At 65.7% G+C, this 24,883-nt stretch carries 26 protein-coding genes and 1 tRNA gene; 8 read left to right on the top strand and 19 right to left on the bottom strand.

Features of this window, described 5'->3' with window-relative positions; genetic code table 11:
• Window positions 1-18: 18 nt before the first annotated feature.
• Genes ACP2AD_RS14825 through ACP2AD_RS14815 form a run of 3 tightly spaced genes read right to left on the bottom strand, consistent with a single transcriptional unit; the run spans window position 19 to window position 2,214 of the window.
• Complete coding sequence (locus ACP2AD_RS14825; protein WP_425230815.1) at window positions 19-810, bottom strand: 2-keto-4-pentenoate hydratase; 792 nt, start codon at window positions 808-810, stop codon at window positions 19-21.
• A complete protein-coding gene (locus tag ACP2AD_RS14820) occupies window positions 803-1,582 on the bottom strand; it encodes an HpcH/HpaI aldolase family protein (RefSeq protein WP_425230814.1) in 780 nt (259 codons plus the stop codon). The genes ACP2AD_RS14825 and ACP2AD_RS14820 overlap by 8 nt, the downstream gene beginning before the upstream one ends.
• Window positions 1,579-2,214 carry a TetR/AcrR family transcriptional regulator gene (locus ACP2AD_RS14815; protein ID WP_425230813.1) on the bottom strand — a complete coding sequence of 212 codons (636 nt, stop codon included), beginning with the start codon at window positions 2,212-2,214 and terminating at the stop codon, window positions 1,579-1,581. The genes ACP2AD_RS14820 and ACP2AD_RS14815 overlap by 4 nt, the downstream gene beginning before the upstream one ends.
• Window positions 2,215-2,357: 143 nt before the next feature.
• On the opposite strand from ACP2AD_RS14815, the gene ACP2AD_RS14810 reads away from it, so the two are divergent.
• From ACP2AD_RS14810 to ACP2AD_RS14790, 5 genes are all read left to right on the top strand, one after another.
• On the top strand, window positions 2,358-3,830 hold the full coding sequence (locus ACP2AD_RS14810; RefSeq protein ID WP_425230812.1) for an aldehyde dehydrogenase: 1,473 nt from the start codon (window positions 2,358-2,360) through the stop codon (window positions 3,828-3,830).
• A 2-nt stretch (window positions 3,831-3,832) separates the two neighbouring features.
• The gene (locus tag ACP2AD_RS14805; protein WP_425230811.1) at window positions 3,833-4,735 is read left to right on the top strand and encodes a VOC family protein; all 903 of its coding nucleotides are present in this window, start codon (window positions 3,833-3,835) and stop codon (window positions 4,733-4,735) included.
• Window positions 4,736-4,769: 34 nt separating this feature from the next.
• Window positions 4,770-5,624, top strand: coding sequence for a fumarylacetoacetate hydrolase family protein (locus ACP2AD_RS14800; RefSeq protein ID WP_425230810.1), 855 nt, complete (start codon window positions 4,770-4,772; stop codon window positions 5,622-5,624).
• A 26-nt stretch (window positions 5,625-5,650) separates the two neighbouring features.
• Entirely contained in the window at window positions 5,651-6,889 is a 1,239-nt protein-coding gene (locus ACP2AD_RS14795; RefSeq protein WP_425230809.1) for a cytochrome P450, read from the top strand.
• A gap of 82 nt (window positions 6,890-6,971) precedes the next feature.
• Window positions 6,972-7,289 (top strand): 2Fe-2S iron-sulfur cluster-binding protein, encoded by a 318-nt coding sequence (locus ACP2AD_RS14790; RefSeq protein WP_425230808.1) that lies wholly within the window; start codon window positions 6,972-6,974, stop codon window positions 7,287-7,289.
• A 263-nt stretch (window positions 7,290-7,552) separates the two neighbouring features.
• Here the strand turns inward: ACP2AD_RS14790 and ACP2AD_RS14785 are convergent, their stop codons facing one another.
• Window positions 7,553-7,912: a DoxX family protein gene (locus tag ACP2AD_RS14785; RefSeq protein ID WP_425230807.1), complete on the bottom strand. Its 360-nt coding sequence runs from the start codon at window positions 7,910-7,912 to the stop codon at window positions 7,553-7,555.
• Window positions 7,913-8,067: 155 nt separating this feature from the next.
• Complete coding sequence (locus ACP2AD_RS14780) at window positions 8,068-8,853, bottom strand: DODA-type extradiol aromatic ring-opening family dioxygenase (RefSeq protein ID WP_425230806.1); 786 nt, start codon at window positions 8,851-8,853, stop codon at window positions 8,068-8,070.
• A gap of 89 nt (window positions 8,854-8,942) precedes the next feature.
• Here ACP2AD_RS14780 and ACP2AD_RS14775 point away from each other — a divergent pair, with 89 nt between their 5' ends.
• Window positions 8,943-9,851: a LysR family transcriptional regulator gene (locus tag ACP2AD_RS14775; RefSeq protein WP_425230805.1), complete on the top strand. Its 909-nt coding sequence runs from the start codon at window positions 8,943-8,945 to the stop codon at window positions 9,849-9,851.
• Between the two features lie 371 nt (window positions 9,852-10,222).
• Here the strand turns inward: ACP2AD_RS14775 and ACP2AD_RS14770 are convergent, their stop codons facing one another.
• A complete protein-coding gene (locus ACP2AD_RS14770; protein WP_425230804.1) occupies window positions 10,223-10,426 on the bottom strand; it encodes a helix-turn-helix domain-containing protein in 204 nt (67 codons plus the stop codon).
• 116 nt (window positions 10,427-10,542) lie between these two features.
• Between ACP2AD_RS14770 and ACP2AD_RS14765 the strand changes: the two genes are divergently transcribed.
• Window positions 10,543-10,947 (top strand): hypothetical protein, encoded by a 405-nt coding sequence (locus tag ACP2AD_RS14765; protein WP_425230803.1) that lies wholly within the window; start codon window positions 10,543-10,545, stop codon window positions 10,945-10,947.
• Here ACP2AD_RS14765 and terL read toward each other — a convergent pair.
• The 6 genes from terL to ACP2AD_RS14735 form a co-directional block, all read right to left on the bottom strand.
• A complete protein-coding gene (gene terL, locus ACP2AD_RS14760; protein WP_425230802.1) occupies window positions 10,944-12,386 on the bottom strand; it encodes a phage terminase large subunit in 1,443 nt (480 codons plus the stop codon). The genes ACP2AD_RS14765 and terL overlap by 4 nt on opposite strands.
• A complete protein-coding gene (locus ACP2AD_RS14755; RefSeq protein ID WP_425230801.1) occupies window positions 12,383-12,754 on the bottom strand; it encodes a DUF5681 domain-containing protein in 372 nt (123 codons plus the stop codon). The genes terL and ACP2AD_RS14755 overlap by 4 nt, the downstream gene beginning before the upstream one ends.
• On the bottom strand, window positions 12,747-13,592 hold the full coding sequence (locus ACP2AD_RS14750; protein ID WP_425230800.1) for a DNA-methyltransferase: 846 nt from the start codon (window positions 13,590-13,592) through the stop codon (window positions 12,747-12,749). The genes ACP2AD_RS14755 and ACP2AD_RS14750 overlap by 8 nt, the downstream gene beginning before the upstream one ends.
• A complete protein-coding gene (locus ACP2AD_RS14745) occupies window positions 13,516-14,082 on the bottom strand; it encodes a ParB/Srx family N-terminal domain-containing protein (RefSeq protein WP_425230799.1) in 567 nt (188 codons plus the stop codon). Before ACP2AD_RS14745 ends, ACP2AD_RS14750 begins: the two co-directional genes overlap by 77 nt.
• 270 nt (window positions 14,083-14,352) lie before the next feature.
• Window positions 14,353-14,556 carry a hypothetical protein gene (locus ACP2AD_RS14740; protein WP_425230798.1) on the bottom strand — a complete coding sequence of 68 codons (204 nt, stop codon included), beginning with the start codon at window positions 14,554-14,556 and terminating at the stop codon, window positions 14,353-14,355.
• Between the two features lie 432 nt (window positions 14,557-14,988).
• A tRNA-Ser gene (locus ACP2AD_RS14735) sits at window positions 14,989-15,079 on the bottom strand.
• Between the two features lie 87 nt (window positions 15,080-15,166).
• Between ACP2AD_RS14735 and ACP2AD_RS14730 the strand changes: the two genes are divergently transcribed.
• Window positions 15,167-16,045, top strand: coding sequence for a peptidylprolyl isomerase (locus ACP2AD_RS14730; RefSeq protein ID WP_425230797.1), 879 nt, complete (start codon window positions 15,167-15,169; stop codon window positions 16,043-16,045).
• A 228-nt stretch (window positions 16,046-16,273) separates the two neighbouring features.
• Here the strand turns inward: ACP2AD_RS14730 and ACP2AD_RS14725 are convergent, their stop codons facing one another.
• From ACP2AD_RS14725 to ACP2AD_RS14695, 7 genes are all read right to left on the bottom strand, one after another.
• Window positions 16,274-16,861 carry an ABC-type transport auxiliary lipoprotein family protein gene (locus tag ACP2AD_RS14725; protein WP_425230796.1) on the bottom strand — a complete coding sequence of 196 codons (588 nt, stop codon included), beginning with the start codon at window positions 16,859-16,861 and terminating at the stop codon, window positions 16,274-16,276.
• Window positions 16,862-16,864: 3 nt separating this feature from the next.
• A complete protein-coding gene (locus ACP2AD_RS14720; RefSeq protein ID WP_425230795.1) occupies window positions 16,865-17,827 on the bottom strand; it encodes an MlaD family protein in 963 nt (320 codons plus the stop codon).
• A complete protein-coding gene (locus tag ACP2AD_RS14715; RefSeq protein WP_425230794.1) occupies window positions 17,828-18,733 on the bottom strand; it encodes an ABC transporter ATP-binding protein in 906 nt (301 codons plus the stop codon).
• Entirely contained in the window at window positions 18,733-19,830 is a 1,098-nt protein-coding gene (locus ACP2AD_RS14710) for an ABC transporter permease (RefSeq protein ID WP_425230793.1), read from the bottom strand. The genes ACP2AD_RS14715 and ACP2AD_RS14710 overlap by 1 nt, the downstream gene beginning before the upstream one ends.
• A gap of 78 nt (window positions 19,831-19,908) precedes the next feature.
• Window positions 19,909-20,313 (bottom strand): glyoxalase, encoded by a 405-nt coding sequence (locus tag ACP2AD_RS14705; RefSeq protein WP_425230792.1) that lies wholly within the window; start codon window positions 20,311-20,313, stop codon window positions 19,909-19,911.
• Window positions 20,310-21,569 carry a DUF445 domain-containing protein gene (locus ACP2AD_RS14700; RefSeq protein WP_425230791.1) on the bottom strand — a complete coding sequence of 420 codons (1,260 nt, stop codon included), beginning with the start codon at window positions 21,567-21,569 and terminating at the stop codon, window positions 20,310-20,312. Before ACP2AD_RS14700 ends, ACP2AD_RS14705 begins: the two co-directional genes overlap by 4 nt.
• A 66-nt stretch (window positions 21,570-21,635) precedes the next feature.
• Entirely contained in the window at window positions 21,636-24,863 is a 3,228-nt protein-coding gene (locus ACP2AD_RS14695) for an efflux RND transporter permease subunit (protein ID WP_425230790.1), read from the bottom strand.
• Between the last annotated feature and the right edge of the window lie 20 nt (window positions 24,864-24,883).

Here is a 24,883-nt window from a genome sequence, read left to right as displayed (position 1 = left end):
GTGCCGCTCCACGACGGATCAGACGAACGATGTGAGCACGTCGCCCAACCCGGAGTCGAAACGCGCGATGACCTCGTCGCCGGCCTTCACAGGCATGGCTCGCACGAACGATCCGGTGAGGATGGTATGGCCCGGCTCGAACGTGATCCCAAACTCGCCGAGCTTGTTGGCCAGCCAGGCGACCGACGTGACCGGATTGCCCAGGACCGCCGAGGCGAGCCCCTCCTGTTCGACCTTGCCGTTCACGATCATCTGTCCACGAACCCGGCGCAGGTCGAAATCGGCGAGGCGGCAAGGGTTCGCGCCCAGCACCGCAGCACCACAGGCGGCCAAGTCGGCGACCGTGTCAATGACGGTCATGCCCGGCGCCGGTCCCACCCGGAAGTCGACCACCTCAATGGCCGGCAGCACGAAGTCGGTCGCGCGCAGGACGTCCACCGGCAAGACACCAGGGCCCTTGAGCGTGCTCTTCATCACAAAGGCGATCTCGATCTCGATCAGCGGGCGGAAGAAGCGCTGATGCTCGATCGGCATATCCTCCGGAAGGAAGAGATCGTCGGTCATGGCACTGAAGTCAGGTTCTGTGGAACCCGACATCTCCTGCATGGCCTTCGAGGTCAGCCCGACCTTGTAACCCCGGACGGTCCGACCGTTGGCGACCATGTGGGCCACGAAGGCCTCTTGGATCGCGTAGGCGTCGTCCAACCCAATGCTCGGGTAGGTCTGGGTCAGCAGCGGGAGCGCCTTGCGCGTATTGTAGACGTTGATGAGATCGGCGACCACCTTGTTACGGGTATCCTGGTCAAGCATGGTGGACTCCTTCTGCGATCGCGCTTCTGGCAGACGACAAGCTCGCACCGGCGGCAGCGCCAAGTGCCTGGCTGTCGGTCAGCACAGAGATCATCTGAAAGCCCTGCCGCGCTCGCAACGGGGCCAGCTTGGCGGTCGATAGGACCGCTGTGGCTAAGCCGTTAGCGCGGGCGGCGGCGTTGACCTTCGCTAGCGCTGCGTCGAACTCCGGTTTGCCGTCGTTGTCCCCCGGAGATAGGCCCAGCGAGAAGGACAGGTCGAACGGACCCACGAATAGCGCGTCCACGCCGGGAACGGCGGCGATGTCGTCCACAGCCTCGAGCGCATCAACCGTCTCAATCATCGGGATCACGCTGACGCGGTCGTTGGCACCCGCCACGTATCCCATCCCATCGCGCGCGCCGACCCGGACGGGACCAAGGCTGCGACGCCCCGACGGCGGATACCGGCAAGCCTCGACGAGCCGGCGAGCTTCATCCAGGCCCTGGATCATCGGCGCCACTATCCCCATCGCTCCGGCATCGAGCATCCGGCCGACGATACCGGGCTCGTTCCACGGCACCCGCACGATGGGCGTTATGGCGGCAAGATCGATCGCTCGGATCATCTCGACCGCGGTTTGATAGTCCATGCAGCCGTGCTGCATGTCCACCAGCACCCAGTCGAAACCGCCTTTAGCGAGGATCTCTGCCGTCAGGCTGCTGGGAATCATGCACCAAGCGCCCAGCGTCACCTCACCGCGTTTCCAGCGCAGTTTCAGTGACTCGATCATTTGCCGGCTCCTTCTCTAAGCAGCAGCGACAGCTGTTCGCGGAGCATGCGCATGCACCAGTTGCGGTCGAAGCCGCTGCCCAGCCAGCTGATCAGTGCGAAGTAGTAGAGCGCGAACGCGGATCGCGCGGTCAGGGCGGCATCGCGCTGACTGATCAACGGATCATCTCCGAGGACCGCTGTAAGGCCATCCAGGATCGCGTCCATCAGCTCGGCGATGTCGCTGGTCCGCTCGGGCGAACTCGGGATAACGAGCTCCTTCAGCAGGATGCGCGAAAGGTCGGCATCGGTCGCATGATAGTCGGCCATCCGATCGAACACGGACATCAGTCGTTCGACCGTCGTCGCATGAGGGGAAAGCCCTGCGTATATCGCGCGGACGGTCGCCAACATCTCGTCCTTGAAGACCATGATCAACAGGTCTTCCTTGGAGTGCGCGTAGAGGAACAGCGTCCCCGTGCCGATATCGGCGGTCGCGGCGATCTGCTGGGTCGTCGTCTCCGCGAATCCGTGACGTTGGAACAGATCGCGCGCGGCCATGACAATGCGGGCCCGCTTCTGCAGCTTGTTGCGTTCGCGCCGACCGGGCTCGCCAGCCAGCGACTGTTCTCGGTTCGCTACATCCGGCTCCATAGCCGATCCTCTCCCGTGCGGGGGTCTCCCGCGATTCATAAAAGCATGCTTGACGAGGCTGCGATAGCCATTAAAGTGAGTGCAATCAAGAATGATTGTGGTCGGTTTGACTCGTATTGCGGGCGGCGATTGGGAGAGGATGCATGGCCAGCACCAGTGCTTCGGTTGCCGGAGTAGAAGTGTCGCTCGATCACTGGATCGGCGGTAAACGGGTTTCCTCCTCCGACCGCTTCGACAACGCTTCCCCTGTCGACGGCAGCGATCTCGGTGCTGTCGCCGCTGGCGGAAAGCGCGAGGCCGACATGGCGGTTGAGGCTGCGCGTGAGGCCTTTCCTGCATGGGCAGCGCTCGGTGCCGAAGGACGACTGCCTGTCCTGCGCAAGTTCGCGGAAGGCCTTCTCGCTCGCGGCAAGGACATTGCCGCGGTCGAGACGCTGGACAACGGGTCGCTGCTGACGGGCAACATGCACCGGATGGTGCCGCGCGCGGCGCAGAACATCTCGTTCTTCGCCGAATGGGCTTTGGGCCTTCAGGACCATGCGATCGACCACGCCGAGGTCGTCAACAACGTCCGCTACGATCCCGCGGGGGTGGCGGCGTTGATTACGCCGTGGAACGCGCCGATGATGCTGACGACCTGGAAGGTCGGTCCGGCGCTCGCCGCGGGCAACACGATCGTCATCAAGCCGCCGGAATGGGCGCCGCTGACCTGTTCGCTACTCGCCGACATCGCCCACGAGGCGGGGCTGCCGGCTGGGGTCCTCAATGTCGTTCAAGGCATCGGCGAAGACGCTGGCGACGCACTGGTGAACAATCCCGGTCTGGCGCGGATCAGCTTCACCGGGTCGACCGACACCGCAAAGATCATCGGGCAGGCCGCGGCGCGGTCGATCACCGGCATGAGCTCGGAGCTCGGCGGGAAGTCGCCTTTCATCGTCTGCGCCGACGCCGACCTCGATGCCGCCGCGCAGACCGTGGCGGGGCAGTACATCAATGCCGGCCAGGTGTGCCTCGCGGGGACGCGCATCCTGGTCGAAGCGTCGATCGAGGCCGCGTTTCTCGAGAAGGTACGCGCCGCCGCCGCTCGCATGACGGTCGGCGATCCGCGCGAGGCGGCAACCCGCGTCGGTCCCCTCATCCATCCCGAGCACTTCGCGCGTGTGTCCGGGTTCGTCGAGCGTGCGAAGGCGGCGGGCGCGGAAGTCCTTTGGGGTGGCGCCAGATCCGACGTCGGCGCGCTTTACTTCCAGCCGACGATGTTCGCCGGGGTCCGCGCTCAGGACGAGATCGCGCAGAAGGAGGTCTTCGGGCCGGTCCTCACCTGGCAGACCTTCACCGACGATGGCGAAGCGATCGCGATCGCGAACGGCACCGAATACGGCCTTGCCGGTACACTGTTCTGCGGGAACGAGGAGCGCGCCATGCGGATCGCGTCGGCCGTGGTTGCCGGCACGCTGTGGGTCAACTGCTTCTTCGTGCGCGATCTTGCGGCCCCGTTCGGCGGCAGCCGCACGTCTGGCGTCGGCCGAGAGGGCGGCACGCACAGCTTCGACTTCTACTGCGACATCAAAAACATCGCGGTCCGTAAGGGCTCGTTCGCCTCGAAGGGAAACTGACCATGACCGAAGTCACCGAGCTCGGCTACATCACCGTCGGTGTCAGCGACCTCGCCGCGTGGGACGAGTTCGCCGCGCAGATCCTCGGCCTGGAGGTCGTGCAGGGCGACGACGCGAACGTCCGCTATCTCCGGATGGACTACTGGCACCACCGCATCAAGCTCGTCGAGGACGCGTCCGACGACCTGCTCGCGATCGGGCTGAGGATAGCGGGCACGCTAGAATTCCGCGCGATGGCCAAGCAACTCCAAGACGCCGGCGTCGAGGTCCGCATCGGCTCGAGAGCCGAAGCGGAAGCTCGACAGGTGCTCGAGGTCATGTTCCTGAAGGACCCGAACCACTATCCCATCGAGCTGTTCCACGGACCGCTCGTCCAGTACGACCTGCCGTTCCACCCCGGACGACGGATGCACGGCGTATTCAGCACGCATGCCGGCGGGTTCGGCCACATGATGCTCAACCGGGCGGCAGGGCTCGAGGAGATCCACGCCTTCTACACGCTTCTCGGGCTGCGGGGCGGTGTCGAATACAAGATCCCGATGCCGCACCTGCCCGAGCCGGTGGAGCTGATGTTCCTCCACTGCAACACGCGGCAGCACACGCTGGCGTTCGGCACGCCGGGCGAGAAGCGGATCAACCACGTGATGCTCGAGGTCACCAAGATGCAGGACGTCGGCCTGTCCTATGATCTGGTCAGGCGGGCCAAGATACCGGTCATCATCGAACCCGGCAGCCACGCAAACGACCAGGCCTACTCCTTCTATCTGAAGAACCCGTCGGGCTCGATGATCGAGATCGGCTGGGGTGGGCGGGAGCCAACCGGCCAGTCCGAATACTACCACGGAGACGCCTTCGGCCACACGCCGGTGATGAGCAACATGAAGGGCTTCATGGTCCCCGCTTGACCGGAGACCAGTCGAAACGTTCGGGAGAGAGACAATGTCAGTGCTTGATGGACCGCGCGAGGAATGGCGCCGCATCCTGTTCGAGGGCACCCCGCAATGGGTGCGGCCCGAGGGTGAGCAGCTCAGGTTGGGCGACGGGCGCACCGTCGCCGAGGCTGACGCGCTCTACCTCGCGCCTTGCGATCCGACGAAAATCATCTGCATCCACCTCAACTACGACTCCCGGCGGGTTGAGTTCCGGGCGCCGAACCTCGTCACACCGACCTACTTCCAGAAGCCACTTACGACGCTCAACGCCCATCGCGGCAAACTGTCCCGCCCGGCCGACTGCCAGTATCTGAACTATGAAGGCGAGGTGGGCGTCGTCATCGGCAAGCCGATGCGCAACGTCGGGCGGGACGAGGCGTGGGACTACATCGCCGGGTTCGCGCCGGTGAACGACGTCGGGGCGCAGGATTTCCGCGACACGGACGCCGGTTCCATGCTGCGCGTCAAGGGTCAGGACGGCTTCTGCCCGATCGGTCCCGGCATCGTGCGCGGCGTCGACATCCGCGAATCCGCGCTGCGGACCTACATCAACGGCGAAGTCGTGCAGGACGGCGCGATCGGGGAGATGACCTTCGACATCCCGTACATCCTGGCCGACCTCTGCAGGCACATCACCCTGCTGCCCGGCGACCTGATCCTATCCGGCACGCCGGCCAACAGCCGTCCGATGAACGTCGGCGACGTCGTCGAGGTCGAGGTGACCGGCGTCGGCCGCCTCACGAACACCGTCCAGGAGGTGCCGGCGCCTCGCTACCAGGTCGGTCACGGCCCGACCGCCAGCGACGCCGTGCGAAGGGTCGCGCTCGGTGGGGACTGGTGGAAGGAACAGGAGCGGGCGTGAGCTCGACAGAACAAGAGGAGATCGCCATGCCCGTCGCCCACGCCTCCGAGAACCTGCTGGATGCAAGCCTGTTTCCTTCCGAGCAGGGTCCGCCACATCGTCTCTTCGACAAGTGGCGCCAGACCGACCCGGTACACTGGAACCCTTCGAACCCCGACTATGTGAACCCGATGCCGGGGTCGTCCGGGGTCAGGGGCTTCTGGGTGCTCACCCGCTACAAGGACGTCCTGGACGTCTCGATGGATCAGAACCGCTTCAGCTCGTTCGAAAACAGCATCGTGGTCTGGGACTTCGAAGGCGGGGCGCTGGAGCGTCAGCGGGCGAACTTCATGTCGATGCGGCCGGCCGATCACGCGGCTGTGAAGAAGGTGATCCTGCCGCCGTTCATGCCCAGGGCGCTGGCCGGGATCTCGCCCCAGATCGACCGCCTGGCTGCCGAGATCGTCGACTCCGTCGCGCGCAGGGGCGAATGTGAGTTCGTGTTCGACGTCGCCTCGCGCCTACCCGTCTACACCTTCTGCGAACTGATGGGCATCCCCGAGCACCATCGCGAGCAGGTGGCCGACTACGGCAACGCGCTCGCCGACGTCGAAAGCCGCTCCAGCCATTCCAGCGATCCTACGGTCGGCCTGTTCGTGATAGCGCAGGAGCTCGCCGAAGAGAAGCGCCGCAATCCTGACAGCCACCTCATGAGCGCGATGGTCAACGACCGGACGCTGAACCTGGACGACGACGCCATCAACCAATTCTTCCTCGTCTTTGCGATGGCGGGACACGAGACGACGCGGTCGACTGCGGCGCACTTCGTCAATCTGATGAACCTTTACCCCGACCAGTATGCGATCCTGCGCGAGGACTTCGACAAGCACATCGACAACGCCATCGACGAGGTCCTGCGGTTCACGTCCACCACCACCAACTTTACGCGGACCGCGATGGCCGACACCGAGATTGGCGGATGCGCAGTGAAGAAGGGCGACAAGATCTACCTCTCCTACGCTGCCGCAAACCGGGATCCGACCGTCTTCCCAGATCCGGATCAGTTCGACATCACCAGGGTGAACGCGAAGAGGCATCTGGCGTTCGGCGCAGGCCCGCACATCTGCGTCGGTGCACGCCTGGCAAAGATGCAGCTGCGGGCACTGCTGAAGCAGATCGTTACTCGTATACCCGACATCCACCCCGTGGGAGAGCCGGAATGGCTTCGGTCGATCTGGTTCAATGCCATTATTAAGATGCCGGTCGCGTTCAGCGCAGAACAGTGATGGGTCTGGTCAGTCAAGACAATACGACGCATTCGGTCCGCGCAGTGACGCTGGTTGCACTGAGCAACCTCGGGAGTTTCTGATGGGCAAGCTGATCGTCGTCACGCGCGAAGGCGAAGAACTGACGATCAACGGCGAGTTCGGTCTTTCCGTGATGGAGGTGATCCGCGCCGCCGGGATCGATGAGATCCTCGCGCTCTGTGGTGGCTGCTGCAGCTGCGCGACCTGCCACGTTCATGTCGATCCCACGTTCGCTCCGGCATTGCCGACGATGAGCGAGGACGAAGACGATTTGCTTGACGCCACGAGTGATCGCGACGCTGATTCACGTTTGTCCTGTCAGCTTCCGTTCGAACCGGCGCTGGACGGGATGCGGGTGAGGATCGCCGCAGAGAGCTGATTCGAAACGGCGTTCGCACCATTTTTTCCCCGACGGCGTTTACGCGCGCCTTGGGCGGCGAGACCCAAATCGGTCGGTCAGTGTATCGCGAGTTCATTCCGACTTCGGCCGCCTACCAGATCGGCGGCTTCGCGCCGATCTGGTAGGTACACTCCGCCGTAGGCTGAACCGGGCCGACGGGTTCGACACCCTGTCGCCGCGCCGGGACCAGGCAATCCCGCACTTCCCACGATCGGCCGCTATCACCGCAGCCCGTGCCGGCATCAGGCCGCTGCTGAGCCGGCTCGCAGCGCGTCGACGCTCCAGGCGCCGCCACCGGAGAAGGCAAGATAGAGGAATATGAAGCAGTAAAGGATTGCCTCGCTGCCGCCGTTCACGCCGGGCCAGAAGCCGGACGGCAGGTGCCCTATGAGATAGGCAGCCGCCATCTCGCCCGAGGCTACGAACGCCGCGAGGCGGGTGAACAGCTCAAGCGCGAGCAACGCCCCCAGAACAAGCTCGATCATCGCCGCGACGACAAGCAACGTCGGGAGCGGGTCGGGTACTCCGGGCTGGGCGACCGGGAGATGGAACAGTTTCATCAGCCCATGCTCCATGAACAACAGCGCGGCGACGATGCGCATGAGGCTGAGGATGCGTGGAGACCAGGCGGACATGAGATGCTCCTTGAATGGCGGGAGTTGGAATGCGGCAAACGGGGTCTGGTGGGTGGTATTTGGTGACAGCCGCGTCCGCCGCCGCGCCAGCCGTGCGCGAGACAGGCGTGAACGGCATGCCGTCAGTCGAAGCGGAAGCCGGAAATGGCCGTTTCCATCACCTTCTCGGCATAGACGCGCTCCCCCCTGCCCTCGGCTGCGCCGGCCGCCACCATCAGCGGCAGCAGATGCTCCGCCTGCGGGTGCGACAGTCGGGCGGCAGGGGCCGCTTCCCAGCGAGCGAGCGCCTCGGCCCGCGCCGCGCCAGGCTGTTCGGCGGTCAGGGTCAGCCAGGCGTCGAACGCTTCGCTGGGTTTGGTGAAGCGCGGATCGCCATAACCGCGCATGTTGTGGAAGCTCATGCCAGAGGCGAGGATCAGCACGCCTTCGTCGCGCAACGCCGCCAGGGCGCGCCCGGCCGCGATGTGCAGCGCAGGGTCGAGCGTGCGGTCGACCGACATCTCCACCACCGGGATGTCGGCGTCGGGAAACGCCACTTTGAGCGGCACGAACACGCCGTGGTCGAGCCCTCGCGTCGGATCGACCGCCGCCGCGATGCCCGCCCCCGCGAGGAGCGCCGCCGCTCGCGCCGCGAGCGCGGGGCATCCCGGCGCGTCATAGCGCAACGCATAGGTGTGCGCTGGAAAGCCGTGGTAGTCGTAGATCAGCGAAGGCTCCTCGGCGCCGGTGAAAGCAAAGCCATCGGTCTCCCAATGCCCGGAGACGACCAGCACCGCGCGCGGCCGCTGCGGCAGCATCGCGGGCAGGTCGCGTAGGAAAGCCGCCATGCCGCTCCAGACACCGCACGGATCGGCCATGAAGAAGCAGGGTCCACCGCCGTGGGGTATGAAAAAGCTGGGTTGCCGCATGCCACATCCTCTCTGATGTGGATATGGACCATGTCGTCAGCTGTGATAATCGGCCGTTTTGTGCAATAACCTTATACTAAGGGTATTAAGTGGCGGACCGATTGACCGGGATGGAGGTGTTCGTTCGGGCGATCCAGTTCGGCGGGCTCTCGGCGGCGGGGCGCGCAATGGGCCTGTCGCCGACGATGGCGGCGCGGCACCTCGATGCGCTCGAGGTTCGACTGGGGACCACCCTAGTAAATCGCACCACGCGCCGCCTGGCACTCACCGACGCTGGCATCGCCTATCTCGACCGCGTGGAGCGTGTGCTTGCGGAGATCGCGGAGGCGGACGCGGAGGCATCGGCGCATTCGCGGGCGATCGAGGGACTGATGCGCGTCAGTGTGCCCGCGACGTTTGGCGTGATGCACGTCGTGCCGCTCGCGACCGAGTTCCACCGCCGTCATCCAGCCGTCACGATCGAGTTGGGACTGGACGATCGGCAGGTCGACTTGCTCGAGGAACGTTGGGACCTTGCCATCCGCATCGGCCGGCTGGGCGACAGCAGCCTCGTCGCGCGCCGCCTCGCGGCCGTGCGGCTCGCGATCTGCGCGTCGCCAGCCTATCTGGCCGAACGCGGCACGCCGGCTACGCTCGCCGATCTTAGCGACCATGACTGCCTCGGGTACACGCTGGCGCCCCTCACGGGGACCGCAGTGTGGGGTTTCGGGCGCGACGGCACGCGGAAGGTGCCGGTACGCGGGTCGCTCCATGCGAACAACGGCGAGGCGCTGGTGCTGGCGGCGGCGGCGGGACAGGGGCTGATTTATGGTCCGCGCTTCATCGCGGCGGAGGCGATCCGGCGCGGCGAACTGGTCGAGGTTGCCCTGGACGCGGACTATATGGATCCTGGCGCGGTCCACGTGGTCTTGCACGCGGATCGCCGACCATCGGCACGGGTCAGGGCGTGGATCGACTTTCTTGCAGAGCGCATCCCTCGTCTGGCCGGGGACTGGTGATCAATCTCGACCAGTCGAGCTGCAAGACATCTGTTCCCTATTGCGTTGTTGCGTCGGCTCGGTTGAGCTGCCGCCGCCCTGCGGCAATCGTTTTGGAATAAACAGACGGCAGCTTTAAGAACGCGAACTGAACAGGTGAACGACCAGCAGCAGGCGCGTGCCGACCCTTTGTGAGCTGTATAAACAAATTTCCGTCAATGCCGCCTTAGCGCCTTTAGCGGAATGACCGCTTTCCCCCCAGGCGTTCGAGGTCTCTGCGCCGCTACCTGAACAATCGTCTGTTTGCCGCAGTTGGCATCGAATAACGGACGGGCCGCTCTCCCCCATTTTCGGGCAGGGTTCCAACGCCCTGATCGTTGGCGGCGAGGCTCCTACTCGAGCAGGGAACCCGCACTGATACCTAACGGCGCAGCCAGCTTCTCGATCACCGTGATGGTCGGGTTGCGAGCGCCGCGTTCGATGTCGCTGACGTAGGTGCGGTGGATGCCCGCCTCGTCGGCGTACGCCTCCTGGCTCCAGCCCTTCTCGAGCCGCAGGCGGCGAACGTTGGCGGCAAGGCGGAAGCGGATATCCACGCCACCGCAGTGACGCTGGTGTCGACGAAGCTTCTACAGACGAAGAGTGACATCCCCGTTGACTGACCGGTGCGGTCGAGCAACACGGCTGTCACTGATCGTCGACAGGAATGAGCATGAGTCGGTATCGTTCACAGGTGCGCGAAGTCGTCAACCGCAACGCGCTCGTGACGCTCGCGCTGGAGCACGGATTCAATGCCTTCCTGCCAGTCTATGACGGCGGCGTCGACTTCATCCTCTACCACGAGGGCGACGGCATCGTGCGCAAGGTCCAGCTGAAGGGCCGCTGGTACATCGATCGCAAGTACGAGGGGCGGGACATCTGGATCGCCTTCCATGTGGAGGGCGACTGGTATCTCGCGCCGCACGACGAGCTGGTGACAATGGGGGAGCGCTACGGTTTCACCGCGACCAGCTCGTGGCGAGAGGGAGGGGCCTATAGCTGCCCCAAGCCGTCGCGCGCGATGGCGACGGACCTGGAGCGCTATCGGTTTGGTCAAGTCGAGGCGAAAGCCGCCTAGCGCTGCCGCCGCGCTTTCTGCGGGAACATCGGCAGGATCACGATCATGGGGCCGCGCAGGCGCCGCTTTTCCGCATAGTTCAAGAATTGCGAGATGCTGTCGACCTGATCGTCGTGCTTGCCGGTCGGGAACTGAATCAGCTCGCGTTTCAGTTCGTCGAGCCAGGGCGCTCCCAGCGGCAGGAAGACACGCCCCTGCTCGACGATTGGCGATGCCGCGTGCAGCCGCGTCTGCTTGTCCCTCTCGGGCTTGATCGCGAGTGGTTTGGGCATACGGTTTGGCCGGTATAGCGCGAGCTGTTGGATGATCTGTTGCCCAGCGGCGGCGTCTTCGACCAAAATCGTCTCTACCGGCCAGCGGCTTGCCTGCTCGATCGTGGCCCGGTGCAGCTCGGGAAATGTCAGCTTCTTGCGGAAGATGTCGAGCAGGTAATAGTCACCGCCCCTCACTGCCCAGGTCGTGCAGACGCTGTAGTCGCTATATTCCGTGTTCTTGGAGGCCATGTCCCAGCTTTGAAAATACTCGGTGCCCTCACGATCCGGCGGCTGGTCAAAGGTCTGAAACCAGCGCCAGTCGATGATGCCGCCATTGGCGGGTAGCGGATCCTGCTGGTACTGAGACTGGAAGTCGCGTGACCCCATCTGCAGCTTCTGCTGATCCAACACCTCGATCGGTTCTCGCGAGGGGTCGAGCACCTCGCCTTCTCGACGATCGTGCCAGCTATTGGATCCAATCTGGATCCGCTCATCCTGTACGGCGATTGCGGGGATGGTCAGGACGTTCCACTCGTCCAGTGTCTTCACGTGACCCGAGAGATCGTCCGGGTGCAGGCGCTGCATGACGAGGATGATCCCATCGGTACGCTTGTTGTTGAGGCGCGAGCTGAGGGTGCGGTCGAACCACTCATTGACCGCGGTGCGCTGCGCTTCGGACATCATCTCGTCGGGCTTGCCCGGATCGTCGACGATGATGAGGTCAGCACCTTTACCGGTAATGGTACCGCCAACCGACGTCGCGTCCCTGAAGCCACCAGCCGTCGTCATGAAGTAGCGCTCGGTGTCCTTTTCCGGGTTGATCCGCGTGTGCGGGAAGAGCTTGCGGTACCAGGCGCTTTTCAGCACCTGACGCGTCATGTTGGAGAACCTGACCGCCAGCTCCTGCGAATAGCTCACGCACATGATCTGACGACGGGGATCATGGCCAAGCAGCCACGCCACCAGCGCGACGGACGCACAGATCGACTTGAGCGATCGCGGTGGCACCTCGATGATTTGTCGCCGCCGGCGTCTGTTGCCGGTTTCGGCAAGCGCGAAGCAGAGCGCCTGGATATGCCAGGTGTCGGAGAAAGCCTGACCTGGCTGAACCTCGAGAAACACACGGTGTACAAACGTCACGAAGTCTGTGCGCATCAGGGCCTCGGCTGTACGAACGTCGGTCATGCTTCACCTCCCAGTCGCTGAAGAAAGGCGGCGACCACCTCATGATCATTGTCGTCCATCAGCTCCGCCCGTCTTGGGCGATCACTTTCCACCTGTTGCGCCAGCACCAGCACGCGCTCGATCGCGCGCTGATCGCCATCGACCACCGCCTTGTGGACCAGCCGCTTGAGCGTCGCCGCCGCCACGGATACCTTGCGGTTCTTGCCACCTTCCTTCAGCGTCACCTTGGCCTCGAGCGCTTCCTCCACCAGGCTTTTGAACCCACGCGCGCCCCTGGGACGACCGCGCGCATTGCCGGAGTGGCCTGGCTTGAAACGATGCTGCATCGGCGGCTTGCCGTAGCCGATCTCATAATCGCGATTAGACATCGGCGTTCTCCCGCGCCGATGCGACGTCGGCGAAGCTCTCGCCTGTAGCGGCCAGCGTTGCGGTGAGGCCGAGCGCCTGCTCGGCCCGGCGCACGATCACGTCACAGTAGAGCGGGTCAAACTCGATCAACCGCGAGCGCCTCCGCACGGCATCGGCCGCGAGCAGCGTGGTGCCCGAGCCGCCGAAAGGGTCCAGCACGAGGTCGTCGCGATTGCTTGCATCAAGGATAGCATCGCGTACAAGAGCGATCGGCTTGACCGTGGGGTGCATGGCGAGCGTTTCGTCGCGGTGGGCACCGAAGCTGTTCATGCCCGCATACGACCAGATGTTTGATCGGTAGCGACCGTGCTTGCCGAGTTCTACATTGTTGATGTGCGGACTTTTGCCGTGCTTGTAGACCGCGATCAGCTCGTGCTGCGACCTATAAAGGCTGCCCATGCCTCCGTTTGTCTTTGCCCAGACGCAGAGGTTCTTGTATTCGTCATAGGCAATCTGGCCGGCCGCGAGCAGGGTGGGCAGACTCCGCCAGTCCATAAAGATGTAGTGAAGCGCACCGGTCCGACAGTAGCGGGCACATTGGACCATGAACGCGAGCAGGAATTTACGGAATTCCGCCTCGCTCATCTCCCCCGAAGCGGCGACGAACTCGCGATGCTTCTGCTTGCCAAGGCCACTCACATGACCACTGATCGGGACGTTGAACGGGGGGTCTCCAATCATCATCGCCGGGCGCTCACGACCGAGCAGCGCCGCGTAAGTCTCAGCGAGCGTCGCATCGCCGCAGATCACCCGGTGCTCGCCCAACTGCCAGATGTCGCCGAGGCGCGTGACCGCCAACGGCTGAACCGCGGGAACCGGCGGTTCGGCGGCTTCTTGCTTGCTGTCGCGGGTATCGAAAGCTGAGCGCTAGTTCCGGTGCCTCGAACCCGGTCAGGCTAATGTCACTGCTCGCATCCAGCTCCAGGATTGCATCTACCTCGACCCGCAGCAGGTCCATCGACCAGCTTGTGCCCACCTCGGCCAGCCGATTGTCAGCGATACGGTAGGCCCGCTTCTGCGCCTCTGAGAGGTGGCCAAGTTCGATTACCGGCACCTCGGTCAATCCTAGGCTCTTCGCCGCCTCGTAGCGTGCGTGCCCGGCGATGATCTCGCCCGCCTTGTCGGCGAGGATCGGATTGATGAAGCCATGCGCCGCGATCCCCTTTGCTAGCGCGCGAATTTGTTCAGGTTTGTGAAGCTTGGCATTGTTTGCGTAGGGATGGAGCTCATCGAGCTTGCGGCTACGGACCGTCAATGCAAGACTCCGTTCCACGTGACGCTTGTACATAGGTGTTTTCATAACCACGGCCTTCCGGTCGACATCTACTGATGTGCTCGCCGGTCACGACCAAGCCGAAGAACACAGGCTCGCAGTAAGCAAGCAATGGTTTTCTTCAGCAGGGCTCTTGTATAAATGCTGTCGTGAATAGTGTCAAGCACCACTCAAGATCGGTTCGTTAGAGCGATATACGTGCCATTCTTATGCAATTGCGCAGGTCAGCAGGCGATCGTGCTGACCTGAGTTAGGCCAGCGACAGCAATACGGACGGGTGATTCGCTAGGCCTGTGCATCAAGCCAGCGGCGGTGCAGCAGCTCAGCCACCTCGGTCAGGCGCGTGACGTCCTGGGCAGCTTGGCCAACCTGATGCAATCGTGCTTCTATAGGCTGCTCGCTTCGGACGAGCGCCACGGCGGCTGCATCCTCCATGATCATTCCCGCCGCGGTCAGCAGCCGCTCGATCAGATCCGTCGCCTCGTGCATCGACCGCGACCCAGGCTTCGTGAACCCTACAAGTCCAGACCAAGCTTTTCCGCGCGAGGCCTAACCTCAAAAAGCGACACCTCGCACACCCTGATCAGCCGTATTCATTGGAATAGGATAGCCGGCAATTCCCTGTTCCGGTGCTTAGGGAATTCAGGATCAAAAACGGCCGAGATGCGCGGCTTGGGGGGGGCGAAGGGCAGCCCGCACTTGCGTGGACTTGGCCCATTTCCCTATAAATACGCTGATAGACGGGAAAACCCGTTCCGTACTGCATTGGGCTGCGACGGAGAAAGTCGGCGATCAGATCTACGTTAAGCACGCGGCGTTGGCGCTCTGCAGTACGGAGGCAAACCGAAAAGCCGCAATTTCGCGCCATTTCAGGCTGCTTCTAGCGGCTAAGTCACTGTTGCGGCAGGAGAAAAGACTGGTTGGCGGAGCGGGAGGGATTCGAACCCTCGATACGCTTTTGGCGTATACTCACTTTCCAGGCGAGCGCCTTCGACCACTCGGCCACCGCTCCGCATACCGGGAAGGCTGCGGCGCTAGCGGGTCGGGGCGACGCCCGCAAGCGATTGCGCCGCGGCGCGGAGCGGGGCAGCATGCGGCCATGCGCCATTCCCTGCTGAGCCTCGCCCTCCTTGCCGCCTCCACCGCGGCGCAGACCCCGCCACCGCCGACGCCTTCACCCGCCGATCCGATCGAGGCGGACTGGCGGGCGATCCCGGATGACGAGCTGCTGGTGATCGCGCTTGGCGGCGCGGGACATGCGGGCAGGCGCGTCGTGATCCGGCTCGCGCCCGCCGATGCGCCGCAGCATGTCGCCAACATCCGCACGCTGGCGCGGCTGCACTGGTGGGACGCCACCAGTGTCTATCGCGTCCAGGAGAATTGGGTCGCGCAATGGGGCGATCCGACCGAGCACAAGCCGCTGCCGCCGGGAATGACCGAGCAGCCTGCGGCGGAGTTCGAAATCGCCGCTTTCGCGCCCGCGGTGCGGATGGCGAAGGCGGACAGCTATTCCACCGCATCGGGGATCACCGCCGACGGCTGGCCGGTCGCGACCAACGGGGCGCAGGCGTGGCTGACGCATTGCTACGGCATGGTCGGGGTGGCGCGCGATGCGCTGCCGCAGACCGGGTCGGGATCGACGCTGTTCACCCCGATCGGTCAGTCGGCGCGGCGGCTCGATCGCAATTACACGGTGGCCGGGCGGATCGTCGATGGGATGCAGTATTTCTCGGCGCTGCCGAGGAGCGAGGCGGCGATGGGGGTCTATGCCGACCGGGCGCAGGACCTGCCGATCGTCTCGGTGCGCCTCGCCAGCGATCTGCCCACGGCGGAGCGGCCGCATTTCCAGTACCGCGCGGCGGACAATCCGCGCTTCGAGGCGGCGGTGCGGCTGCGCGAGAACCCCCGGGCGCCGACGGTGGGGCTGGGCGGGGCGGCGGTGTGCGATGTGCTGCCCGCGGTACGGCGGGCGCCCTGAGCGTTAAGTGACGATCGAGGGACACTGCGTTGAACCGTCCCCCGCCGCGTGGCGCTGGACGTTGTCCAAGTTGACGCTGAAACGCTCCTTGTCGCTTACGCCGCCACCGCGAAAGTAGAGGCTAAGTAGAGGCTCCAACGCGTCGCTCCACCCTAGCTTCCGCTTCGGCCGGCAGCTCTCCGCCAGTTGTCCGATGCTAAGCGCCACGCGCGCCTGTAGGACAGGAAATTATCGCCCGACCCAGGTCGCGACCTCGGCCGCGACCCGGTTCGCCGCGTCGTTCAGCGCCGTTCCCGCGCTCGCCGCGTCGATCGTGGCGACTGGCACCCGCGCTTCGAAGCGGCGCTTCTCGACCGCGGTCTGGCCGCCGCGGGTCAGCGCCGCCTCATAGGTCACCACCGCTTCACGCGTCGATGCGTCGAAGCCGAACGTCCGCAACTCGCCCGCCAGATTGCCGACCGGGCTGTCGACCGACTGCACCCCGGACAGCACCACTACACCCTGCGCCGTCAGGGTGTCTGCGACCAGCCGCGCGAACAGCCGCGACGGCGGCTCCGACCAGGCGGCGTCCTTGACATAAGCGAGCGTCGTCGGGGTCGCCTGCACGGGGATGCGCACCGTCGCCAGCGCGGCGGGGGTGACGGGGACCTGCACCACCACCGACCGGGCATGGGCGGAGTTCTGTACCGTACCAGGGGCGATCTGCGCCGTGGCGCTGAGCGTCAGCAGCTGTTTGGGCGGCTTCGCGCCGAAGCTGATGCACCCGGCCAGCGGCAGCGCGAGGACGAGCAGGGCAGGGGAAAGGAAGCGCGTCATGGATCAATGTCCCTGATAATCGGGAAGCCGCGACGATCCGACCAGCGCACCGGCGCCGCCGCGGTCGACCTTCTCCGCGACCGACTGCAGCGCGGCCGCGGTCTGACGCAGGTCGTGGACGAGCTGATTGGCCTCGGGCACCGTCTGGCGGGAGAAGGTCTGCAGGCCGGGCCGCGCGTCGCCGATCGTCTGGTTCAGCGTCGCCGCGCTCTGCCGCGCCTGTTCGATGGTGCGGTTGAGGTTGGCGAGCGTCGGGCGAACGTCCTGCGACAGGAGGCCGTTGGTGGTCGCCGCCAGATCGCCGATCTTCTGGCTGGCGTCGCCCGCCTGCTGGATGGCGACGCGGGTCTGGGCCAGCGTCGCCGCAATTTCCGGCCCGCGATCGGCGAGCGCCCCCGACAGCCGGTTGGTGTTGGCGAGGATGCCCTGGATCGAGGTCTGGTTGTTGTCGCCGAGCAGCTTGGTCAGCCGGTCGGTCAGGTTGGAGACGTTCTCCAACAACCGCGGCGCCGATGCGAGCAGCGCGCCGATGCCGCCCGGCTTGGGCGGTATCTCGGCGACGCCGTAGCGGCAGCGCGGACCGGGCGATCCCTGCGCGCAGACGATCGGCGCGGCGTTGCGCCGGGCCCCGTCTAGCGACACCGTGCAGGTGCCGGTGAAGCTGCACGAGGCGGAAGCGGTGGTGCCCTCCAGCACCGGGGTCTCGGGATCGACCGCGATGCGGACGCGGACCAGCCGGGGATCCGGCTTCCACAGCGCGATCTGCTTCACGGTGCCCGACAGCACGCCCGAATAGGTGACCTGGCTGCCCTTGGTCAGCCCGTCGACCGACTGTTCGAAGAAGATGTCGTACTCGTGCTCGGCCTTGCCGCCCAGCCGGGCCAGCCAGACGGTGAACAGCGCCAGCACGGCGAGCAGGATCAGCACCACAGCGCCGACCAGGACGTGGTTGGAGCGGGTTTCCATCTAGCGAGCCCTCATTGTCGCCGACTGTGCGCCGACGTCCTTGTCCTGTTGATCACGTATTTCGGTCGGGTGCGCCGCCGCCCGCTCGGCCGCAGGGGCGGCGTGCGCATGCGTCCCGCGCTGCGCCTCCTGCGTCGCCACCGCCGCGCGGCCGCGGGGCCCACGGAAATATTCCTGGATCCACGGGTGGTCCGTCGCCAGCAACTCGTCGATGGTGCCCACCGCGATCACCTTCTTGTCCGCCAGCACCGCGACGCGGTCGCAGATCGCATAGAGCGTGTCGAGGTCGTGGGTGATGAGGAAGACGGTCAGCCCCAGCGTGCTCTGGAGCGAGGCGATCAGCTGGTCGAAGGCGGCGGCGCCGATCGGGTCGAGGCCAGCGGTCGGCTCGTCGAGGAACAGCAATTCCGGGTCGAGCGCCAGCGCGCGGGCGAGCCCGGCGCGCTTCTTCATGCCGCCCGACAGCTCGGCCGGGAACTTGGGGCCGGCATCAGCCGGCAGCCCGGTCATCACCACCTTATAAGCGGCGATCTCGTCCAACAGCGACTGTTTCAGTTCCGGGTAGAACTCGCGCAACGGCACCTCGACATTTTCGGCTACCGTCAGCGTCGAGAACAGCGCCCCGCCCTGGAACAGCACGCCCCAGCGCTTGCGGATGTCGATCGTCTCCTCGTCCTCGCGGTCGGTCGTCTCCTCACCGAACACGGTGACGTCGCCGGCCAGCGGCAACTGCAGCCCGATGATCGAGCGCATCAGCACGGACTTGCCGGTGCCCGACCCACCGACCACGCCCAGGATCTCGCCGCGCCGGACGTCGAGGTCCAGCCCGTCATGCACGATCTGGTCCCCGAAGCCGCTGCGCAGGCCGCGCACCTGGATGACGACATCATTGCGACGCCCGGCCATCAGACCCATCCGACCCAGGTGAAGAACACCGCGAAGAAGGCATCGATCACGATGACCATGAAGATCGCCTGCACCACCGCGGCGGTGGTGCGGTTGCCGACCTGCTCCGCGTCCGATTCGACGAGCATCCCCTGAAAACAGCCGGCGACGGCAATGATCGCGCCGAACACGGGCGCCTTGATCAACGGGATGTAGAGATCGGTGATCGGCACCACCTCGCGGATACGCTGGATATAGGTCGCGGGCGGAATCCCCTGATCCAGCCACACCAGCACCCCGCCGCCGATCAGCGCGATCATGCACGAGTAAAAGGCGAGCAGCGGCATCATCAGCACCGCCGCCAGCACCCGAGGCAGCACCAGCGCCTCCACCGGCGAGACGCCGATGGTCCGCATCGCGTCGATTTCCTCGGTCAGCTTCATGGTGCCGAGCTGCGCGGCGAAAGCCGATCCCGAGCGGCCCGCGATCATGATCGCGGTCATCAGCACGCCCATCTCGCGGAAGGTGAGGCGGCCGACCAGGTTGATCGTGAACACCTCCGCGCCGAATTGCGCCAGCTGCACCGCGCCCTGCTGCGCGATCACCATGCCGATCAGAAAGCTCATCAGACCGACGATGCCGAGTGCGGAGACGCCGACCACCTCGAAGCGCTGGACGGTGGCGTTGAAGCGGAAGCGGCTGGGGTGGCGGATGACGTTGAGGAAGGCGATCGTGGTCGCGCCGAGGAACCCGAGCAGCCCGTACATGGTCCGCCCCGCCTGGACCGCCGCGGCGCCGACCTCGGCCACGAAGCGGATCAGGCCGTTGGGCCTGGCCGGCGCCTGCGCCACGGGCTGTTCGGCGCCGACGACATGGTCGAACAGCATCTGGCTGTCCTCGTCGAGCCCCTCGACCTGTGCGTTGTGGCGGGCGGCGAAGCGGTGGACGACCCAGGCGCCAACGGTATCGATGCGGCTGACCGCGGACAGGTCGACCCGCGACACCCGCCCGTCGAAGCGATCGAGCTGGTCCGGCAACGACCCCAACCGCGCCAGCGACAGGTCGCCGCGGAAGTGGAGCGTGTCGCGGTCCTGCGCGAAATCGGCGGCGGCGCTCATCGGCTTTCCCCATCGCCTATCCGGCGAACCGGGGCAAGGGCGCGGTGAGGCGCGACGAACGGCGCGGCCCGCTTGCGGTCAGCGGATCGCCGCGCTGCCGCCGGCGCCGGTTGGCATCAGCCGCGAGGGCCAGCCGATCCGGACCAGGAGATTGTCGGGGCCGCCCAGCCCGACCTCGTACATTCCCCATTCGCGGTGACGCAGCACGCCGCCGGGGCGGATGACGAGATCGTCGACCCGGCCGGCAATGGCGTGCACTTCGGGTGTGCGGATGAAGATGCCGAACGGGTTGTGATCCGGCACCCGCCAGGGCCCGTCGCCTGCCTGTGTCAGGTGCACCTCGCAGCCATGACCGGTCATGATGACGTAGCTGTCCTCGCCGCCGGTGCGCGCGAAACCCAGCCGCATCCAGAACGCGGTGGCGGCGGCCAGGTCGTTGCTCGGAGTGATGGCGAACGCGCCGACGGCCACATTCTGCGTCATCCAAGCACCACGTCCACGGTGTGGATGACCAGCCCGACCAGCCCGCCAACCAGCGTGCCGTTGACGCGGATATATTGCAGATCCTTGCCGACCGCGTTCTCCAGCCGCCGGGTGATGGTCGGCGTGTCCCAGCCGCGCACCGTTTCCGACACCAGCCGGACGATGCCGTCGCCATAGTCTGCGGCCAGTCCGACCGCGGCGCGGCGCACGAAGCGGTTGATCGTGGTCGCCAGCCGCCGGTCGGTCGACAGCGTCTCACCAAGCTGGCGGAGCAGCTCGCCCAGCCGCCCGCGCATCGCCCGCTCCGGATCGCGCGCAACCGCGAGCAGACCGCTGCGCGCCTGTTCCCACAGCCCGTCCAGCCAGCGCTGCATCGCCGGGTTGGCGACCAGTTCCGTCTTCAACCGCTCCACCTTGGCGCCCATTTCGGGATCGAAGCGGAGATCCCAGGCGAGGATGTCCAGGGTGTTCTCCGCGCGGATGCGGAGCGGGTGTTCGGGGTTAGTCGCCATCTCCTCCAGCAGGCCGCCGAGGCCGTCGATGAGCTTGTTCGAGATCGTCTCGTCCAGCCCGGTCCAGCGCAGGATCGACCCCGCCTTGTCGTGAACGATCTGGCGGATCAGATGGTCGTTGTCGGTCAGCGCCTTGCCCGCCCAGCGGATCGCGGCGTCGAGCAGCGGCTTGTGCCGGTTCTCCGCCATCGCGGCCTTGAGCAGCTGGCCGGCGACGGGCGCGACCTCGGTCTCCGCCAGCCGGTGCGCGACCGCGGCCTTGACCATCCCGCCCAGCCGCTGCGGATCGAGCGCCTCCAGCATCTGCGCGACCAGCTTCGACGCGCCGGCGCGGAAGCGGCCGCCCGCCGCCTCGGGCGGGTCGGTCAGCCAGCGCGCGACCGCGCCGGCGACGTCCAGCCGCCGCATTCGCCGCGCGATGACGGGGGTGACGAGGAAGTTTTCGCGCAGGAACTGGGCGAGCTGGTCGCCGATCCGGTCCTTGTTCTTGGGCACGATTGCGGTGTGGGGGATGGGCAGGCCGAGCGGGTGGCGAAACAGGGCGGTGACCGCGAACCAGTCGGCCATGCCGCCGACCATGCCAGCCTCCGCAAAGGCGCGGACAAAGCTCCATGCCGGATGGAACGGGACGAGTTGGCGGCTCAGGAAGAACAACCCCGCCATCGCCACCAGCAGCCCGGTCGCGACCGTCCGCATCCGCGTCAGCCCCGGCGGGGGCGCGTCGAAGCCGGGCGCGGTCCTCATCGCGGGGTAATGGCTGAGCGGCCGGGTTGGTTCACCGTCCGTTCGTCTGCCCGGCAGAGGAGCCGTTCACTCCGCCGCCTGCGGCCCGTCCGGGTCGTACCCCAGCCGCCCCGCCGTCCCGCCCAGCGCCGGGCGAGGCGGGCCGCCTTCGATCAGCGGGCCGCCATTCTCGTCACCGGGGCGATAGGTCAGCAGCCGCCGCCCGAGCCGCGCTCCGATCGTGGTTTCAAGACCAAGCGCCAGGCTGAAGCTCGACGGCACGATCAGCAGCGTCAGCACCGTCGACAGGATCAGCCCGCCGATCACCGTCACGCTCATCGGCGCGCGGAAGCTGCCGTCGCCCGTCACCGACAAGGCGGTCGGGATCATGCCCGCGACCATCGCGACGGTCGTCATCACGATCGGCTGCGCGCGCTTGTGGCCGGCGTCGAGGATCGCGTCGAGGCGGCGGACGCCCTTGCTCATCTCCTCCAGCGCGAAATCGACCAGCAGGATCGAGTTCTTGGCGACGATGCCCAATAGCATCAGCAGCCCGATATAGACCGGCATCGACACGGACATCCCGCAGATCGCCAGCGCCACGAACGCGCCCAACGGGGCGAGGAACAGCGAACCCATGTTGACGAAGGGTGGCAGGAAGCGGCGGTAGAGCAGCACCAGCACCGCAAAGAGCAGGAAGAAGCCCGACAACACCGCCACCAGCATGTTGGTGATGAGCTCGTTCTGCGCCTTCGACTGGCCGGTGTTCACGCGCGAGACGCCGATCGGGAGATTGGTGACGGCGGGAAGCGCGTTGATCTCCTTGAGCGCATTGCCCTCGATCACGCCGGGCGCGAGATCGGCGCTGATCGTCAGCTGGCGCTGCTGGCTCAGCCGGTCGATCTGGGTCGGTCCCGCGCCGAAGCGGATGTCCGCCACCGCATGCAGCGGCACGGAGCCGCCGGTCTGCGTCGGCACTGCCAGGTTGCGGATATTGTCGAGCCGCTCGCGCGCGCTCTTCGCAAAGGCGACGCGGATCGGAATCTGCCGGTCGGAGAGCGAGAAGCGCGCGGAGCCCTGGTCGATCTCGCCCAGGGTCGCGACGCGAATCGCATTGGACAGCGTCGACGTCGTGATGCCCAGGTCGGCGGCGAGATCAAGGCGCGGGCGGATGATGATCTCCGGCCGCTGCAGCCCGCCCTCGACCCGCGGCGCCCTGATCGAGTGGAGCCGCGACATCTGGTCGACGATGCGGTCGCCGGTCGCCTGCAGCTGCACCGGATCGTCGCCGCCGAAGGTGATCGACAGGTCGCGGCTGTTGCCGCCCCAGCCGTTCTGGTTCTGGAAATTGACGCGCGCGTCGGGGATCGCGGTCAGCTGCGGCGTCAGCATCCGTTCGAACTGGGTCGAGGACATCGTGCGGTCGTCGGCCAGCGTCACGTTGAGCCTGCCGTTGCCGACGAACGAGCGCTGATAGACCTGGGTGACGGTCGGCGTCTGGGCGCGCATCAGCGTGGCGACACGGCTGACCACCGCCTCCGTCGCTTCCAGCGTCGCTCCCGGCGGCAGCTGCACCGTGATCGAGCTGTGGTCGTGGTCGATCGGCGGCTGGAAGGATTTGGGCAGCAGCGCAAAGGTGATGACGGTCAGCACCAGCGCCATCGTCGCGATCCCCATGACCCAGACGCGATGGTCCAGAATGCGCGCGATGCGACGCCCGATCCAGCTTGCCGCACCCGCCTTCGCCGCGCGGAAGCGGCTGATGTCCACCGTCCAGCGCAGCGTGCGCATATAGGCGCGCATGACGACGCCGTCCGCCTGCGGATCGTGGCCATGGCTTTTCAGAAAATAGGCGGCGACCATCGGCGTGATCAGCCGTGCGACGCCAAGGCTCATCAGCACCGCGGCCACGACGGTGAGGCCGAAATTCTTGAAAAACTGGCCCGAGATGCCGGGCATCACGCTGACCGGCAGGAACACCGCGACGATCGCCATGGTCGTCGCGAGCACCGCCAGCCCGATCTCGTCGGCGGCGTCGATCGACGCCTGATAGGCGGTCTTGCCCATCCGCATGTGCCTGACGATGTTCTCGATCTCGACGATCGCATCGTCGACCAGCACGCCCGCGACCAGGCTGAGCGCCAAGAGCGTCATCTGATTGAGGCTGAAGCCCAGCAGGTCCATGAAGAAGAAGGTCGGGATCGCCGACAGGGGGATGGCCAGCGCCGAGATCGCGGTAGCGCGCCAGTCGCGCAGGAACAGGAACACGACGATGACGGCGAGCACCGCGCCCTCGATCATCGCCTCGATCGCGCCCTTGAACATTGTCTCGGTGTCGGTGACGTTGGTGTCGAGCAGCTGGAAATGAACGCGCGGGTTGCGCGCCTCCAGCGCCTTCAGCCTCGCCTCGGCGGCGCGATAGACGGTGACGTCGGACGAACCCTTCGACCGCTTGAAACTGAACGAGACGACCTGCTGGCCGTTGACCGCCGACAGCGAGACCTGCTCCGCGTTGGAGTCGCGCACATCCGCGATGTCGGCGAGGCGGACGGTGCGGCCCTGGCCGACGCTGATGAGCGTCTGCCCCAGCGCATAGGCGTCCTGTGCGTTGGCAAGGACACGCACCGACTGTTCGGAGCCGGCAATCTGCGCTTTGCCGCCGGTCGCGTTGACGTTGACCTGGCGTAGCTGCGCGTTGACCGCCGGTGCGGTCAGCCCGAACGCCTGAAGCTTGAGCGGGTCGAGCGTCACGCGGATCTCGCGGGTGACGCCGCCGTGGCGCTCGACCCCCGACATGCCGGGGATCGACAGCAGTTCCTTGGTGACGGTGTCGTCGATGTACCAGCTCAGCTGCTCGACGGTCATGTCGCTGGTGGTGGCGGTAAAGTCCGCGATGTCGTTGTCGGTGGTGTCGACGCGGCCGATCTGCGGCTCCAGGATGCCGTCGGGCAGATTGGAGCGGATTTGCGTGATCTTGTCGCGCAGGTCGTTGACCGCGCGGTCGATGTTGGCGCCGATCTTGAGCTGGAGGATGGTGGTCGATTCGCCCTCCTCGACGGTCGAGCGGAGCTCGTCGACGCCTTGGATGCCGCGCGCAGCGGCCTCCACGCGCTTCGTCACCTGTGTCTCCAGCTCGCTGGGCGCGGCCCCCGGCTGGCTGATCGAGACATAGGCGACCGGGAAGTCGATGTCCGGATCGTGGTTTACGTCGAGCCGCATGAAGCTGACGATCCCGGCGATCGTCAGCGCCAGGAACAGCACGATCGGCGGCACCGGATTGCGGATCGCCCAGGCGGAGATGTTGCGAAAGCTCATGGCCAGATACTCCGGGGCGC

This window comes from Sphingomonas sp. (assembly GCF_965248875.1).
Lineage (GTDB): Bacteria > Pseudomonadota > Alphaproteobacteria > Sphingomonadales > Sphingomonadaceae > Sphingomonas.
Note: the sequence above shows the minus strand (reverse complement) of the source record. Positions and strands in the feature narration are given on the sequence as shown.